This window comes from Cryobacterium sp. BB307 (assembly GCF_012274275.1).
GTDB lineage: Bacteria > Actinomycetota > Actinomycetes > Actinomycetales > Microbacteriaceae > Terrimesophilobacter.
The window spans coordinates 174,847-190,730 of sequence record NZ_JAANZA010000003.1; the positions used below are offsets into that span (position 1 = coordinate 174,847).

Sequence of the window (15,884 nt, forward strand, 5' to 3'; positions counted from 1 at the left end):
TAGGCGGGTGCGCTTCGCTCTGTGGTCGAGACCCCGCTCAGACCGAAGTGGCCGGCTGCTGCTGCGTGATGCAGTGGATGCCGCCGCCGCGAGCGAGAATCGACCGCGCGTCGACCGTCACGACCCGCCGCCCCGGGTAGGCGGCTTCCAGGATTTCGCGCGACCGCGCATCCGCTCGCTCCTCACCGTAGCCGCACGCGATGACGCCGTCGTTGACGACGAGGTGGTTGACGTAACTCCAGTCCACGAAACCCTTGTCGTCGCGCAGGGTGTCGGGGGCGGGCAGGTCGATGATGGTCCACTCGCGTCCGGCGGCGTCGCGCGTGCCCTGCAGGAACTCGCGCAGGTCGCGGCACACCTTGAAGTCCGGATGCTCCTGGTTGGTCTGCTGGTGCAGCAGGATCGTGCCCGGCGACGGGATCGCGGCGACCATGTCGACGTGGCCGCGGGTGCCGAGCTCCTCGTAGTCGCGGGTGAGTCCGCGCGGCAGCCAGATGACGTGGGTGGCGCCGAGCGTGCGGGCGAGTTCCGCCTCGACCCGCGCCTTGTCCGCGTACGGATTGCGGCCGGGGTCGAGTTGCACGGTCTCGGTGACGAGCACGGTGCCCTCGCCGTCGACGTGGATGGCACCGCCCTCGTTCACGAGCAGGGACGGGATGACCTCGGCGCCCACCGCCCTGGCGACGAACCCGGCGATGTGCTGGTCGGCGGCGCCGGCCGACCAGTCGGTCGCGCCCCAGCCGTTGAAGGTCCAGTCGACGGCGCCGAGGCGGCCGTCCTCAGCGAGGACGAAGGTCGGGCCGGTGTCGCGCATCCAGAACTCTTCGAGCGGCGTCTCGATGACCTCGATGTCGCTGGACAGGTGCCGTGCGGCGTGGTCGCGCGCGCTTGGATCGACCAACATGGTGACCGGCTCGAACTCGGCGGCGCCGTGGGCGACGGCCGACCAGGTGCGACGGGCCTCTTCGGCTGACTCGGCGTTAGTGCCGAGGGTGTAGCCGTCGCGCGGAAACTCCATCCAGATCCGCTCCTGACGCGCGGTCTCGGCCGGCATTCTCCACTGCACACTGCCTCCCGGGCTCAGGGTGATCGGTGAGCACCATAATGCCGCACCTTCGGGTTAGCGGCCGAACACGCTGCGGGCGTTCGCGGTCACCTCGAGCGGGAAGCCCTCCGGCACCAGCAGCGACACGATCGGGGGACGCCAGAACGCGGAGAGGGTGACGGTGGCGCTGCGGCCGTCGACCGACTCGGCGCGCTCGACCCGAGTTGCTCGAAGTCGGCGGCATCCGGAGCGCTGGCGAGGTAGTCGGACACGGCCGCGGCGACATCCGGCGAGCGCAATTCGACACGGGGAACCTCGGCGGTGACGATGACATCGTCCAGTTCGAACGCCTCAGCGCCGACCAGCGCGGCACCGTCGGCGAGGGTGAACAGTCGCTTGCGCTCGAGATAGAGCGAGGTCGCAGCGACCACAAGCAGGATCAGCGCGAGCGCGAGCACTCCGTAGAAGATCGTCAAGAGCAGGGTCGTGCCGTCCTCGTCGCGAAGCAGACGGCGGTTCATCCGGCACCCCAGAAGCGTGAGACCTGCTGGGTCGCGGAGGCTTCGAGCGGCACTGCGAGCGGCGAATCGAAGTCGAGCACGGCGGGCACGAGCGGAAGCGGCACCCGGATACTGACGGTCACCGTCACGACGCCCCGCCGGGTGAGGCAGTCGGCTGGGTTGGGTGAGCAGGCGATCGAGATGGCGGCTCGCGGGTCGGCGATGTCGGCGTCGGCGAGCGCGAAGGCGACGGCGCGTTCGGCTCTCGCGCTTGCCTCTGCCGGTGTCTCCGCCTGCACGTACACCCGCGCAGCCTGCCGTGCGGCGCCCTCGACGGCGAGCGCACCGCCCTGGATCGCGGCCACCGCGAGGGCCAGGTAGACGAGCGGGATCAGCAGGATCATGCCGACCGTGATGAACTCGAGCGACGCGGTGCCGCCCTGCTGCGAGGCGAGTGGGGCCAGGCGGTCAGTCCAGCGTTTCCACCGCGGCATGGCCGTCCACCTCCAGCCCTCCCTCGATGCCGACGAGCCCGATGAGCGGAAGCGGCGTCCGCACGGTCACGACCGTGGACGGATGCCCGAGGTAGGTCCCGTACGCGGCACTTACGTCGCCCGCATAGGTCGGCCCGAGCGCTGTCTCAAGCAGAGAGGTCGTGCGAGCGACACCGTCGGCGAGTGTGTTGTCGGCGAGCGCGGCAAAACGGGCACCCTCGGCGGCCGCGTCGTGCACCGTATTCCGGATGAGCAGCGCGAGCCCCAGTTGCAGAACTGAGAGAGTCAGCATGGTCAGCAGGGCGCCGACCAGCACGAACTCGACCACCGCGGACCCGGACTCGTCGCGCTCCAGACGGGCGAGCATCCGGGACCGCATCGGTCAGAACCCGGTGACGCGGCTGATCGCCTGCTGGAACACGTCGCTGAGCGCCGGTCCGGCGAGCGCCCAGATCAGGATCACGAGCCCGGCGGTCATTAGTGTGATCAGCACCCAGCCGGGCACGTCGCCGCGCTCATCTCGTATCCGTCGTAGCAATTGCATGCTTGCTCCTCTCACAGTCCCAGTTGCAGCACGAAGACGCCGGGGAAGATCGCGAACGCGACGGTGATCGGCATGATGAGGAACACCAGCGGCACCAACATTGCAATAAGGTACCTTTATGCAATGTGTCATCTACACGCGCGTAAGCCTCGACCGCACAGGTGAAGCGCTCGCCGTTGCCCGCCAAGAGCAGGAGTGCCGGGCGCTGGCTGAGCGCCTAGGCCTAACAGTCATCCACACCTACACCGACAACGACATCAGTGCCACCAACGGCAAAGTTCGGCCGGGCTTCGAGGCCATGCTCGACGCTCAGCCCCCGGCCATCATCGCCTGGCATCAGGACCGGCTGCTACGCCTCACCCGTGACCTGGAGCGGGTCATCACGCTGAATGTGCCCGTGTACACCGTGACGGCGGGCACCCTAGACCTGACGACACCGGCAGGGCGTGCCGTGGCGCGTACCGTGGCCGCCTGGAGCCAGTACGAGGGCGAGCAGAAGGCCACACGGCAGGTCGCCGCCAACGTGCAGCGGGCAGCCAATGGCGTCCACTCGGGGCGTGTGGGCTACGGCTACCGGCGCGAGGGTACTGCCCTTCAGCTTCACGCCAGTGAGGCCACGACGATCCGGGCGGCGGTGCAGCGGGTGCTGGACGGAGAGTCGCTGCGGGCGATCTGCAAGGACTTCGACGCCCAGGAGGTTCCCACCCCTGGCCGGGGCGCGCGCTGGAACTCGACCACGCTCAAGCAGTTGCTGCTGCGACCGAGCCTGGCTGGGCTAACTGTCCATCGGGGGCAGGTAGTGGGCCGCACCCCCGCCGAGTCCCCACGTGTCATCGACGAGGACACTCACGAACGGATCAAGGCCGTGCTTACTGACCCCGCGCGCCGCACCGGCACCCCCGGCAGGGCACCCAAGTACCTACTGGGAGGCATCGCCCGGTGTGGCCGCTGTGGCGGCGTCATGGCGCGCGCGATCGGCAGGATGCAGCGCCAGGCCAACGGCAACGTCAAACGCCAGCCGCCTGGCTACGTGTGCAGTGAGTGCTACCGCGTGCGCCGCAAGCAGTCTGACGTCGATGCAGTGGTAGAGGGCATCGTGGTGGGCCGGTTGCAGATGCCCGACGCTGCGCAGTTGTTCGCCACGGGCGACCCTGCCGCCCTGCAAGAGGCGCGCGACACGATCGAGGCGATAGACGCCCGGCTAGCCAACGCTGCCGACATGTTTGCCACAGGCGACATTGACGCGGCGCAGTTGACGCGCATCACCGAGCGGTTGCGGGCCGACCGCACCCTGGCCGCCGCTGCCGTGGAGGCCGCGCTCCCTGCCGCCGTACCTGCCGAGTTGGTGGGTAGCGATGCTGCCGAGGCATGGGCCGCACTCAGCATGGACAGTAAGCGTGCCGTCCTAACCGCGCTGGTCACTGTAACGATCCTGCCGAGCGGCAGCGGCAAGGCATTCGACCCGGACACCGTGCGCATCACCTGGCGCAGCTAGCTGCAGATCGAGGACATCCGCTAGAGCCTGACCATGCCGCAGACAGGGCAGAGCCAGAACGGGCGCTCGGGAGTGCCGGCGATCTGGAGGCGCACGAGGCACCGAGCGCAAGATGGATCGCTCAGGACCTTCAGATCGTCCTGCATTAGGCGACCGTACCGAGCACCGCCCAGCCGCGCACGAGTTGTCCACACACTCACAGAAGCCCGAAAGGTCAGCACGGACACTCAACGCCGATAGAGTCTCTCTCAACGATCCGTGGAGGCGAGTTGGCGAAGTTTGAGCAGGACCTGAAGGCTCTCGCGCCCCAGCCCGAGAAGGTCGCGTTAGCAGCCGCGTTGGATGGCATGCCGCCTGACGACACCGTATCGGTCGAGGTACCCGGCGTCTCCGCCATAGAGCTGCCTGAAGCGCGCGAGGCATTCGACATCGCGATGAAAGCGTTCGGCGATCGGATGATGAGCGAGGCTGAGCGCCTTGAGGCCGTCCACCGCGACGACACATCCCCGAAGGCGCAGTTCACTACAAAAATGATAGTCCTGGCCGAGTCTGAGGCACGGGAGATCGAGTACCGCGAAGCGCTTCGACGTAAGCCGCCGAAATGGGTGATCCCCGCTGAGGTCGGACAGTACTTCTTCACGGGGCTCTTCGGCGTGGCGGGCGGAGCTGCCGTAGGTGAGAAAGAGTGGCTCTGGCTCCAGCCGAGCAACTGGGGCGTGGTCTGCTTCTTCTCGCTCCTCCTAGGCATCGCCCTCACCATGATCGTTCGACAGGGCAGAAAGGACACCTGATGACTTTCAACGCCACGAGCGCCCGCGAAGGCGAGCGCCGCCTTACCCCGGCCGCCCGCCAGTCGCTGGACGAACTGACCGCGGCCTACCGCGCGCGTCTAATCGAGCAGGCAATGATCGGGACCCGGAACGGCGAAATCTCCGCGATCGACTTCATGCGGTCTGTCTACGCCAACCCGGAAGCGGACGAGTCAATGCGCGCGCGCATTCGAGCCGAGCATGAAGTCGACCTCTCGCGCTACAGGCTCAGCCGTGCGCGACGAATAGCAACCATGACCGCTGCGTTCGGCATTCTCATCGGCGGGCTTACCGTCGTGCTCTGCGTGACGCTGTTCGACGTCTCTCTGCTCAACATCCTGCCGCTCGTCGCGACTCCCACAGTTACGGTCATCGCGCTCGCGATCGGTCGCTACTTCGCGATCAGTGAAGAGCGCGAGAGTACGTTGATGCGCAGGATGGAGCTTGATCTCCCAGCACGGTTCTCGGCGGCCCACCTTGACTGGGCCGGCGAAGAAGCTCACAGCGAGCCTGGCCTGGAAGAGATCAACATCCGGTTCATGAGTCTGTGGTCCTTCCTGGAACAACAGCTCGAAGAACTCGCTGCCCGCGTTCTCCCCGACACCGGTCGACGGTCCATAGGAACGATTATCAAGCAGCTGACTTACGACGGCACCCTGACCGAGTACCAGGCGGACCAGATCAAGCGGATGCTCACCGTCAGGAACGACCTCGTTCACGGCGGGCTCCCGAAGAACTACGTGCTTCGGGATGAACTGCGCGAGATCATCACCGTCAACGACATGGTGACCGGTCTGCTCGAAGGTGCACCCCTTCTCAGCCAGACAGAGAAGTCAGCTCTAACCGTCAAGCGCATCGTCGCGAAGTGGAACGACGACCTAGCCGAAAACGGTTGGCCCGGTACCCGCAGTAACGACAGTGGGCACGAGAGGTAGACACACTTTTGCCGCAAGGGTCCCCTTCAGGCGCGTCAGAGTTCCGCGGTGTGACTTCTGGCCTCCGAGTGGTAAGTCTTCCCGCTTCTGCGAGATCTGCTCCATAATCGTGAGAACCAGATCGGTCGGTCTCGACGTCGCGAGACCTAGGCGGGCCAAAGCGGGCCTCGAAAGCAGGAGCAATGGCGACCGTCGAAGAGCAGGTGCGCGACACGAGCGACGTAATTGTCAAGAACATCGACTCACTGACGACTAGTCGAGGGTTCCTGTCGCAGAACGTGCTCCAGCAGCTTCGCCACCTCGTCGAAGGGCTCATCGTTTGGGCAGCTAACGGAAAGCCCGCGGACGTCTTCGACTATAGCGAGGTGGGGGCGGCGTCCTCTGTCGTCAAGGCCACGGCGAAGTACCGGCTGCTGAGCCGGTTCCACGACATGCTTCAAGCCAGCGTCTCGCACTACACGCTTGGCGAGGACCCCTCCGAGCGACTGATGCTCAAGTACTACGAGTACTTGCTTCGCACTCGGGATCTTGCCAAGGCGCAGTTGGGCATCGCGATACTCGAAAATCTGCACAAGTTCCCGCTTAACACGGACCCAGCCTTGAGCGAGTACCACGAGAAAATCGCCGGCCTGATCAACACGATGACGGCCACGCTAGTGCCGACGCAGCGAACCGAGCGCTACTACGTACACCACTCGCGGCCGTTCTTCGTTCACGGTCGCATTTACTACGAAGTGACGTTCTCACTCGCTCACAACCGGACAAACAAGTTCGACCGCAATATCGCCTTCACCGACATCGACATGACGGATAGGTATGCGGCAAATCTTGAGCTAGCGACCGGCACCATTTCCGTCTTCAGCGAAACGATGCCCGTGACCGTGATCAGAACATGGTCGGTCTCGCTCCGGCCATGCGAGCTGGACAACTTCTCGCGCCTGTTCTCCCCGGTCACAAGCAGGGTATCGACCAAGCAGCCAGAGTATGAGCGTCTGATGGAGTACCTGACCAAGACGCATTCGAGCCTGCTCGACCTTGTCGATCTGACGGACCCCGACTACTTGCGAGTCCGGACGTGGGCGCTCGAGAAAACAAAGGGGGACTCTCTGATCTTCAGCGTGCTGGATCGGGCTCGCGACCTCATCCAGCGTGATGCAAACGGCTCAAGGGTTCTCCGCTACCTACTGCTGCGTATGCGGAACGAGACAATTAAGAGTCAGTACGACGCGACGCCGCAGGATTGGTTGTCCAATCTGCACATCACGTCGCAAAGCAAGCCATTCGACACCATGCCGCTTTGCACGAGCCCCAGGGGTCATGTACCGAGCTTCGGCGATTTGATGGAAGCTTTCGATTCATCGAAGCGCCAACACGAGCTCCTCGCGCGACGGATCAACACGAACGTCGAGCAGCACGGTCAGATCTACACCGCTGAAACCGACCTTGCTCACTTCGGTGACCTCGATCCCCTCATCGAGAAATACAACCGCCTGCTGCCCCCGACCCCGAAGCATGCACCCCGGAAGCTTTGCCGTGACGTAGGCCATGTGTTCATGGTCGGGTACGAAGATGGCACCGTATCGATCATCGACCAGCTGCAGAGCATTGCAGCGGGGGGTCTGGCCGGCCACGCCGCGAGCGCCGCAGCCTGGGTCTCCGCCAACTCCGCAAAGTTCGATGATCCGTTCAAGGCGAATGCTCTAACCGACCTATTTGAGAAATCAACAGTCGCCCTCATCTATGGCGCGGCAGGAACCGGCAAGACCACGATGGTCGACCTGATCGCGAACTACTTCGCTAATGACTCGAAGCTGTTCCTCGCCCACACCAATCCGGCCGTAGCAAATCTGGAGAAACGCGTCACTGCGAAGACGAACTCAGAGTTCAGCACGATCTACAGCCACACGAAGTACCCGACTGGTCGGCATTACCGCCTGCTGATCATCGATGAGTGCAGCACGGTCAGCAACGCCAGCCTCCTCAAGGTGCTGCAATGCACAGATTTCGACCTGCTCGTCCTCGTCGGTGACGTTTACCAGATCGAATCCATCGAGTTCGGCAATTGGTTCTCGACCATCCGGTCGTACCTTCCGCCGGAGTCGGTATTCGAGCTGACTCAGCCCTTCCGTACCACCGACCCCAACCTGCGCCTGCTTTGGGACCGAGTGCGCAGCCTGGACGACAAGATCGAAGAGTCGATCTCGAAGAACCACTACGCCACCGTCCTCGGAGACTCGCTCTTTAAGGCGCGTCACGCGGACGAGATCGTCCTTTGCCTGAACTACGACGGGCTATACGGGATCAACAACGTTAACCGCTTCTTGCAGGCGAGCAACCCAAGCCCGGCCGTTCACTGGGGTGACGCCACCTTCAAAGTCAACGATCCAATCCTCTTCGGCGAGACGGACCGGTTCGGCGGAATCGTCCACAACAACCTCAAGGGAACGATCGTCAACATCGCCACCGATAAGGGCCGGATCACATTCGACGTGAAGGTCGATAAGACGCTCACGGCTGCGGACTTCTTCTTCGTGCTCGACATCAAATGGCTGGGGGGCTCGGTCGTACAGTTCGACGTACTCCAACGTGGCAACACGGACGATGATGACGATGCCTCGGTGACCATCGTCCCGTTCCAGATCGCATACGCGGTGTCGATTCATAAAGCACAAGGTCTCGAGTTCAACTCGGTCAAAGTGGTCATTACCGACGCGAACGAGGACCGGATCACGCATGCGATCCTCTACACCGCGATCACGCGTGCCCGTCAGTTCCTTGAAATCTTCTGGAGCGCCGAGGTTCAGCAGCGAATGCTGAGCAAGTTGGTCGTTCGCGAGAATTCCAAAGACGAGGCGATCCTCCGGAAGCGTAGGGGCGTCGTGCCGGTCGCTCCTAGGCCGAAGCTCGCGAAGTCTCGCCCACCGGTCTAATGCCAGAAGGGCACCCTTCAGGCACACGGGTCCGCCGGAGTCGACTAATGGCCACAAGCAACTGGTGAGATGCGGACACCGCCGACGAGATCTACTGGGTTGGAGATCAGGCAAGATCCAATCGTTTTTGGGCGACTATCTGCGCGCGCCGAAAGCAGCGGGCAATGGCAACCCATCGTGGTCGCCCGAGTTGACCACGCGCGTCAGCCGGTCGACCGGGATTTCCACTGGCATAGTCCGACCCATCTGCGCTATTCGCTCCCGGCTTCGTAGCGCGACTCACGTGCGGGTCCATACCGCGAACTCGCTCAACGTGTCCTTCATTCGGCGCGCCGCCATCTGATGAGGTCTGTTCGGTTCTAGTATCGGGCCCGACCCAGACTGGAGACTTGCATGGCAGACGAGACGCCCGACGCCAAGGTGTCGTTCCCATACATGACGGCTGGGCATTGGTTCGGTGTCCGTGCCAAGCTCCGTCAATCTGTCCCCAAGGCCATTGATATTGACTGGGTCATGTCGGCGCTGGGTACCTCTGAGAAGGGCGCACGGAACATCCTCCCTCAGTTGCGAGCGGTAGGTCTCGTGGCCCCCGATGGTTCGCCGTCTGAGCTTGCGCTTGATCTCCGTGACGACGACACCTACGCCGAAGCGGCCAAGCAAATTTTGGACGCGCTCTACCCGGACAGCCTGCGCTCGGCCTATGACGATCCGTCCGTGGACGCCTCGCGCGTCGCTTCGTGGTTCATGCGCAACGCCAAGACTGGACAAGCAACGGCGAGCATGCAGGCGAAGCTCTACCTCACCTTGCTCAAAGGCGAGTTGCCTTCGCCGGACGATGTGAAGAACGGCTCAACGGGGAGCCGGAAGCCAAAGGAAAGGACGCCGAAGGCTGGAGGCGCCAAGCCTGCAGCCGCACTCAAGCGCCCCGAGATCAAACAACAGTCCGAGAGCGACGCTCCCCAGGGCCCTGACGACAACGGCGGCGGAGGTTCGGGGCGGCAGGGAGCTGACGGTCCCTCGCTGCATATCGACTTGCAGATTCACATCTCTGCGGACGCCGGGCGAGACCAGATTGAGGCTGTGTTCGAAAGCATGTCCAAACACCTGTATGGACGCTGAGTCATCTCGCGAGCATATGGTTGCCGCCGCGATCGGCATCCGATCGAACCCCGCCTACCGGAGTCTTCAAAGAACGTTGCCCATAGGTGTCGATTCACCAGCGGATGAGGCGATAGCGGTTCGAACGGTCTTCATATCCTGGGCACATTCCAACACAGACTGGTCAAGTGACGAGACGAAGGAATGGCAGGCGCAGGTTGCGGACCTGGCGGCAACGCTCGTCGAGCTCGGGATCGACGCCGATATAGACCTGTTCCACTTGGACGAGGCAATTGACTGGACGCGCTTCGGGCCGAGCGGGATTCAGCGTGCCGATGTGACTGCGGTGGTCATGTCGGCAGCCTGGGCTGAACGATGGAGCGGGAGGAATGAGCCGACGGTCGGGGCTGGGGCGGCCGCCGAGGCTGACACGCTGCGAGGACTGTTCGCGCGTAACCAGGCCGAGTGGCAACGACGGGTCGTCATCATCATGCTGCCAGGCGTGCCAGACACCGTTGTCCCCCCAGATCTTGAACGAGTGAGTCGCCTTTACGTTGACCTCAGCGACCCCGACTCCATTGAAGCTGTCGTCCGCCTCGTAACGGGCCAGCCGCGGTTTCCGAAGCCGAAGCTGGGGAGGGTTCCAGTGTTGGAACCTGATGCGGATTACCGAGGAAGCGGTGGCGCGGTTAGCGAGTTGCGGCTCCGCTTGCTAGAGACGCGGCGCCGACTGCGCACGCTCAAGTCCCGGCATACCGACGCGGCGCGCGATGAGATGCGGGAGCTCACGCTGCGTGAGTCGGCGTTGCAAGGCTTCATAGACGCAGTGCTCAAGTCCGAGGACTAACAGGCGCAGAATGATTGAGGAGCAGGCGCTTCTGCACCTTCGCTACTGTGTTGGCTGACCACGGTGCACCGGTCGCCGTGGTGAGGCCCTCGGCGTTGAGTGCGTTCGCCGTGCCGGCGATGGTGTGTGTGGTTCGCAGCGTCATCAGGCGATGGCCGGTGCTCTGCGGCAGTGCGGACACGCGGCCCATATGCTTGCCCTGACGCTTGGCGGCTTGCATGGCGGCGGACGTGCGCTCACCAATTACCTCGCGCTCCCATTCGGCAACCGACATCATCACGTTGGCCACAAGCTTGCCGGTCGGGCTGCTGGTGTCCACACCGAGGTCAATGGCCACAACAGCCCACTTGCGCGCAGCGGCAAGCTTCAAGATGCCCGAGAAGTCATGCACGCTGCGGCTCAGGCGGTCAAGCTTCGCCACCACGATGCCGTCCACATCACGGCGCTTCGGCAGGACCTGCAGCCGGGTGAGCGCGGCCTGTAACTGCGAACGATCCAGCGACTTGGCCGACACGCCCTCGTCCAGGTACCAGACCACGTCCCAGCTGTGCGCGTCAGCGTAGCGCTGAATCGCGTCGCGCTGAGCATCCAGGCCGAGGCCGCTGTCGGCCTGCTCCTCAGTGGACACCCGCAGGTAGCCGATCATCGTGGTCATTGGTCACGCCTTCTTGACGAGGGGCACGATGTTGCGGCGGATGTGGCGAGTGAGTGCGCCCTTGTTGGCGAACTGCTCCCCGCAGGTGCAGTCGTTGAGTGCGTTGGCGTTCGCCTCGTGCGCGACCACGCGTGAAGCTAGGTTAGCCGCGTGCTTTCCTCCCGTGGCGACGCGCTTGGCAGGTGCCTCGATCTCCCACCCGGAGGGCAGGTTTCCGACGTTGGCGATGGCCCGCTGGACGAGAGCGTCAAAGTCGTCAGCCTCGATAACCTCCACGAACGCTTGCCAGGCCATGGCACGCATGGCCTTATAGCGGTTCTTCTGAACGTCGATGCCGTGAGCCTCGATAACCTTCGCAATGCCCTCGTTGACGATCTGCTGGAGGGTGGGTTCCACTGCCTCGACCTCGACGGGGACTGTGTTCTTGGTGGCCATGATTTCTCCTTCGCTGCGCCATGAGAATCGAACATGTGTTCGAATAAACAGGCACTTTGCCTGAAGGGGACCCTTCTGGCAAACAGGGTCGGTGTCTGACTGTCTGTGATGCGCTGCGGCATGCCGCTTAGGTTCTGGCGTGCGGCGCTGCGCTTGGGTCGCGCCTACCACCTGCCACACTTGCGCTTGAGGAGGTATTAATGGAGGTTTCAAGCGGCCAACCGAGTTTCGACATCGACGACGTCAACGTCCGACAGGTCGTCAGGGTGCAGGCTCTCAGACAGCCCGGCGTGCCGGTGGAGAAAGGTCTTTGGCAGTGGCCGGAGGTTCCGGAGCATGCGCGCGAAGCGGTCCGCCAATACTGGGACGCCCAACAGCAGGACGACTCGCATGCCCACGACGTGACGTTCTGGGGTCCGCGTGCATTCCTTGAGCCATTGTCACGGAGCATCGCCGTGGCCCAAGATGACGTCGACGGCGTGGGGTGGCTGCAGGTCTTGCTCGATCTGGTCGAGCAACAAGGTCTGCAGTGGAGAGAGCACCCCGATCCCGCTTCGGGGTACCCCTTCCGCGACCACGAAGACCGCATGCCTCCAGTGCCCCTGTCGAAATTGCGCGCGACCAAGCCCGAGCAGATACTGGGTCACAGCCCATTCGCTGATCGATCGAACCTTTGTCTGGCATTCAGGAGCACTAAGGACGTGGGGCTCTTGCTGCAGGTTGTAGCGGAGCGAGTGCCAGGATTCGCGGACGTGCGGATCAAACTGATAGCGAACGGTTCTGTGTATGACTGGACGTACCGCGGGGGGACGCAGGTTAGTTTCGACAATTCAGCCCTGGGATCCTGACGGCGTGGCCGGTGCGTCGCGGCTGTCGCTAGTCCCGACCTAGCGCTCGCAGGCATGGCCGGGAGGGACCTGCACCACACGCAGAGAGCCCCCCAGCGACTGCCAAAGGGCTCTCGAGTGGGGGTGCCGTGCAGGTCAGACGTTCGGTGCCGCGTACGTCATCTGGTTGGAGATGTTGAATGCAGGCCCGCTGGTCACTCCCTCCACATACGCGAGCGCCGCTGCCGAGTCCGCCGTGTCCGGGTGCGCAGCCTGGTAGACCTCAGCCACGTCGAGCCACACGGAGTTCCGAGCGCGGTTGCCGACTGCATGCGCCAGGCTGTCGTCACCGTTGGCGATGGCGTCGTTCAGCACTTCCAGCGCCTCCTGCTTGTCTGTGATCTTGCGGGCGCGGTCGGCGGCATCCCGACGCAGCAGCACACTGTTCGCATCGCTGGGCTGGCTGCCGCGCAGCTCGCGCTCGACCTTGTCGCGCAGGTTCTTGACGTAGGACTCCTGGTCGGCCTTGATGCCGTCGAGCTTGCTCCTGGTGGATGTGTCGAGGGCTTCCAGGTGCTCCTTTTTGGCGAGGTCGGACGTCATCGGGTCATCGAGGATCGCCTGGCGGGCGTTGCGGTGCGCTTCCTTGACGGCAGCGGCGCTGTCCTTGTAGCTGTTCAGCGCCGAGGGCAGGCTCTTCTCGACGGACGCGGCGGTTGACTTGCTCATGGTGTTTCCTTCCATTTGGTTACCGGGAACCGCCCGGTGCGGTGGTTGATGGTTTGGCCAGGTCAGCGCGGCGTCAGCGTTCACAGCGGTCTCCTCCTGCGGCGCTCGTGACGTGTCCACACAAGCCGGAGAGTTCTGTGCTCATGAGTCGGCCCCCGTGGAACGGTTGGGCTTCCTCTTCTGCTCGCCAGGTGCCCTAGTGGGCTTGCGCGCGCGGGGTGCCCCGCCAACTGCGCCAGCAGCACCAACGGCGCCAACTGCGCTTTTCGTGCCCCCAGTTGGTGTAGTTAGTGCAGTTGGTTGCTCTCCCCTAGCTGCTGCGCCAACTGGTGCGCCCACTGGCAAGTCCCAGTAAGTGACCCTGGGGAACCCAGCCGACGTAATCACTGCCTTGATGCGCTGACGCGCCCGTTTCAGTGCGTCCAAGGAGTGCCCCACCTTTGCCCCTTCGCTCTTGACCAGCGCGGATGCGACCGGGCTTTCCATCGTCAGGAAGTCGAGCAGCCAGTCAGCCGCCTCACCAGTTGCGGTCTTGTCTGTGCCCTCACCAGCGCGGCCCATTACCGAACCGATGGACTCTTCGAGGTCCGCTCCCCACACGAGCCGCCCGGTGCATGCGGTGCCCTCGTCGGTGTCCACGGGTGTCGAGACGATCGTGAACGTCAGCGTGGGCAGGTCGGTGCGGCCTAGGTTGTTCTTCGGGGTGCCGAACAGCTTGCGTTGCTCGGTATCGTCGTCCGGGTCGATCACGACCGTGTGGACAGAGCGCGCCACTGCCGTGAACGCCTTCGAGCCCATGACAAGCTGCAAGGGGTCGGTGGAGCCGGACTTGTTGTGGTGCATGATGCCGAGCATGGCCATGCCAGTACGGTCAGCGAGGGCCACCAGCGGTTCCAGCGCGATGCGAACCTCGGAGTCCTTGTGCGTGTCCTGCTCGCCCAGCCTGCTCATGAGCGGGTCCAGCAGCAGCAGCCCCGAATCCGTCTGCAGTGCAGCGTCTTCCAGCGCGCGGAGGTCGTGCGGCAGCGACAGCCCAAGGTGGATGTCGTCGGCGGTGCGCACCTCTACGCGGAACACCCTGTCTAGGTCAGCTTGCGCTGCCATGAGCCGCGGGACGATGGTGTGCTCCCACGAGTCTTCGGTAGCCGCGATGAGCACGCCCCTCGGCTTGCCATGGGACTCGCCCGGGAGTTCACCACGGGTGACCCGTGCGGCGATCCAGTACGCACCGGTCGACTTGCCGATGCCCTCACGGCCTGCGAGCAGTGCGAGCGTGCCAAGCGCGAGCCTGCCGTCCCACAGCCACACGACCGGGCGCGGCTTGATAGCCGAGGCGGGGGTGAGTTGTAGCGAGCGTGCCCGCGGCCGGGAACCCTTCACGTTCGGCTTGTCCTGCACGTGCTCGGTCGGGGGCGCATGCATCACCGCGTCCCAGTCGGCCTCCACCCGAGCAATGCCCTTGGTCCATGCCTGGTCGAACGCGTCGCCGGCATCGGGATAGTTGCGGGTGTACCGCTCACGCGCGACGTCGTACGCCTGCTGGCGACCATTGCCCCACGACAGGGCATCCACGAGAGGCGTGAGCAGCGGCAGTAGGTCGGCGTTACTGACGCCTTTGAGCGGCACCGCCTTGGCCAGCTTGTGCGCCTTCGTGCTCGGCTTCGGGGTGCGCTCATCCGCGAGCCAGTCCTCCAGCGACACCGTGGACGAGTAGGCGGTCGCTTTGTGGCGCACCACTGCCCAAGCCGGTGCCGGGGCAAGGTCCGGAGCCTCGGTTAGCGCTGGCCCGTTGTAGATGACCATGCCGACACCCGCGCGAATGTCCACGCCTAGCATGCCGTGCACGTCGGTGGCGATGGTGCAGTCCACGCCGTCTGGGGCCGCGTACAGGTCGTGACGACCCTTGCCGCTGCGGCTCGCATAGTGCATCGTCGCTGGCAGCCTGATTCCCGCCTGCTTGAGACTCGCGAAGCCATCACGGCCGCCCTTGCGGTCACGGTCAACGACGACCAGCCTGCTGAGGCCGCAGTGAACGCCGATGCGCTCGTCCCGCTTAAACCAACCCTTGATGGTTGCCCAGTCGGTCGTGGCCTCGGTTCCCCACTTGGCCAGCGGCTTACCATCGGCGGAGCATGGGAAGACGTACCATCCGGCAGCCGCCAAGCTGAGCGCGATGTCCACGGTGCTCACTTGTCGACCTCCTCTTCGTCGAGGTCGTCCTCTTCAACCAGAAGTCGCAGGCGCAGCGGCTCATCCGGCATGAAGTAGAGCACACCCTGGCACTCGTCACACCGTGAGTGAGACTTGTGCAGGGCCTCTAGGCCCCAGTTCAGGCCCTCCTGGCTGGCCCACGTGGCTACGTCGCACTGGAACGATTCCTGGCCGCCATGCGTGTGGATGTACCCGTATCCGTGCTCAGCCAGACCGGGGAGCATGACCCCGTGCTCAGCCCACGGCTCGAACCACTTAGGGTCAGGTCCGGTGCTAAGCACGCGCATGGCCTCAGCCCGTGACAGCCTCCGCTTACTCGGGTAGTTGGCT

Annotated in this window: 17 protein-coding genes; 7 read left to right on the forward strand and 10 right to left on the reverse strand. The window is 64.0% G+C overall.

Annotated elements, in window-relative coordinates:
- Window positions 1-37 precede the first annotated feature (37 nt).
- From HGK58_RS12350 to HGK58_RS12370, 5 genes are all read right to left on the reverse strand, one after another.
- Complete coding sequence (locus HGK58_RS12350; RefSeq protein WP_168627924.1) at window positions 38-1,066, reverse strand: agmatine deiminase family protein; 1,029 nt, start codon at window positions 1,064-1,066, stop codon at window positions 38-40.
- Window positions 1,067-1,152: 86 nt separating this feature from the next.
- Window positions 1,153-1,566, reverse strand: coding sequence for a pilus assembly protein TadG-related protein (locus tag HGK58_RS12355; RefSeq protein WP_210422935.1), 414 nt, complete (start codon window positions 1,564-1,566; stop codon window positions 1,153-1,155).
- Complete coding sequence (locus HGK58_RS12360) at window positions 1,563-2,039, reverse strand: hypothetical protein (RefSeq protein ID WP_168627925.1); 477 nt, start codon at window positions 2,037-2,039, stop codon at window positions 1,563-1,565. The genes HGK58_RS12355 and HGK58_RS12360 overlap by 4 nt, the downstream gene beginning before the upstream one ends.
- Window positions 2,014-2,406, reverse strand: a complete 393-nt coding sequence (locus HGK58_RS12365) for a TadE family protein (RefSeq protein WP_168627926.1) — start codon at window positions 2,404-2,406, stop codon at window positions 2,014-2,016. Before HGK58_RS12365 ends, HGK58_RS12360 begins: the two co-directional genes overlap by 26 nt.
- Before the next feature lie 15 nt (window positions 2,407-2,421).
- A complete protein-coding gene (locus HGK58_RS12370; protein ID WP_168627927.1) occupies window positions 2,422-2,583 on the reverse strand; it encodes a hypothetical protein in 162 nt (53 codons plus the stop codon).
- 118 nt (window positions 2,584-2,701) lie between these two features.
- On the opposite strand from HGK58_RS12370, the gene HGK58_RS12380 reads away from it, so the two are divergent.
- The 6 genes from HGK58_RS12380 to HGK58_RS12405 all read left to right on the forward strand — a co-directional run bounded on the left by HGK58_RS12380 (window position 2,702) and on the right by HGK58_RS12405 (window position 10,697).
- On the forward strand, window positions 2,702-4,078 hold the full coding sequence (locus tag HGK58_RS12380) for a recombinase family protein (RefSeq protein WP_168627928.1): 1,377 nt from the start codon (window positions 2,702-2,704) through the stop codon (window positions 4,076-4,078).
- A gap of 269 nt (window positions 4,079-4,347) precedes the next feature.
- Window positions 4,348-4,869 carry a hypothetical protein gene (locus tag HGK58_RS12385; RefSeq protein WP_168627929.1) on the forward strand — a complete coding sequence of 174 codons (522 nt, stop codon included), beginning with the start codon at window positions 4,348-4,350 and terminating at the stop codon, window positions 4,867-4,869.
- Window positions 4,869-5,822: a hypothetical protein gene (locus tag HGK58_RS12390; RefSeq protein ID WP_168627930.1), complete on the forward strand. Its 954-nt coding sequence runs from the start codon at window positions 4,869-4,871 to the stop codon at window positions 5,820-5,822. The genes HGK58_RS12385 and HGK58_RS12390 overlap by 1 nt, the downstream gene beginning before the upstream one ends.
- A gap of 182 nt (window positions 5,823-6,004) precedes the next feature.
- Window positions 6,005-8,752: an AAA family ATPase gene (locus HGK58_RS12395; protein ID WP_168627931.1), complete on the forward strand. Its 2,748-nt coding sequence runs from the start codon at window positions 6,005-6,007 to the stop codon at window positions 8,750-8,752.
- A 393-nt stretch (window positions 8,753-9,145) separates the two neighbouring features.
- Window positions 9,146-9,871: a DUF5343 domain-containing protein gene (locus tag HGK58_RS12400; protein WP_168627932.1), complete on the forward strand. Its 726-nt coding sequence runs from the start codon at window positions 9,146-9,148 to the stop codon at window positions 9,869-9,871.
- The gene (locus tag HGK58_RS12405) at window positions 9,861-10,697 is read left to right on the forward strand and encodes a toll/interleukin-1 receptor domain-containing protein (RefSeq protein ID WP_168627933.1); all 837 of its coding nucleotides are present in this window, start codon (window positions 9,861-9,863) and stop codon (window positions 10,695-10,697) included. Before HGK58_RS12400 ends, HGK58_RS12405 begins: the two co-directional genes overlap by 11 nt.
- On the opposite strand, the gene HGK58_RS12410 is transcribed toward HGK58_RS12405, so the two are convergent.
- On the reverse strand, window positions 10,681-11,352 hold the full coding sequence (locus HGK58_RS12410; protein WP_168627934.1) for a recombinase family protein: 672 nt from the start codon (window positions 11,350-11,352) through the stop codon (window positions 10,681-10,683). The genes HGK58_RS12405 and HGK58_RS12410 overlap by 17 nt on opposite strands.
- A gap of 3 nt (window positions 11,353-11,355) precedes the next feature.
- Window positions 11,356-11,787 carry a hypothetical protein gene (locus HGK58_RS12415; protein WP_168627935.1) on the reverse strand — a complete coding sequence of 144 codons (432 nt, stop codon included), beginning with the start codon at window positions 11,785-11,787 and terminating at the stop codon, window positions 11,356-11,358.
- Between the two features lie 200 nt (window positions 11,788-11,987).
- Between HGK58_RS12415 and HGK58_RS12420 the strand changes: the two genes are divergently transcribed.
- The gene (locus HGK58_RS12420) at window positions 11,988-12,635 is read left to right on the forward strand and encodes a hypothetical protein (RefSeq protein ID WP_168627936.1); all 648 of its coding nucleotides are present in this window, start codon (window positions 11,988-11,990) and stop codon (window positions 12,633-12,635) included.
- Window positions 12,636-12,770: 135 nt separating this feature from the next.
- Here the strand turns inward: HGK58_RS12420 and HGK58_RS13855 are convergent, their stop codons facing one another.
- The 3 genes from HGK58_RS13855 to HGK58_RS12435 all read right to left on the reverse strand — a co-directional run bounded on the left by HGK58_RS13855 (window position 12,771) and on the right by HGK58_RS12435 (window position 15,835).
- The gene (locus HGK58_RS13855) at window positions 12,771-13,343 is read right to left on the reverse strand and encodes a hypothetical protein (protein ID WP_246865564.1); all 573 of its coding nucleotides are present in this window, start codon (window positions 13,341-13,343) and stop codon (window positions 12,771-12,773) included.
- Window positions 13,344-13,484: 141 nt separating this feature from the next.
- A complete protein-coding gene (locus HGK58_RS12430; protein WP_168627937.1) occupies window positions 13,485-15,533 on the reverse strand; it encodes an AAA family ATPase in 2,049 nt (682 codons plus the stop codon).
- The gene (locus HGK58_RS12435; RefSeq protein WP_168627938.1) at window positions 15,530-15,835 is read right to left on the reverse strand and encodes a hypothetical protein; all 306 of its coding nucleotides are present in this window, start codon (window positions 15,833-15,835) and stop codon (window positions 15,530-15,532) included. Before HGK58_RS12435 ends, HGK58_RS12430 begins: the two co-directional genes overlap by 4 nt.
- Between the last annotated feature and the right edge of the window lie 49 nt (window positions 15,836-15,884).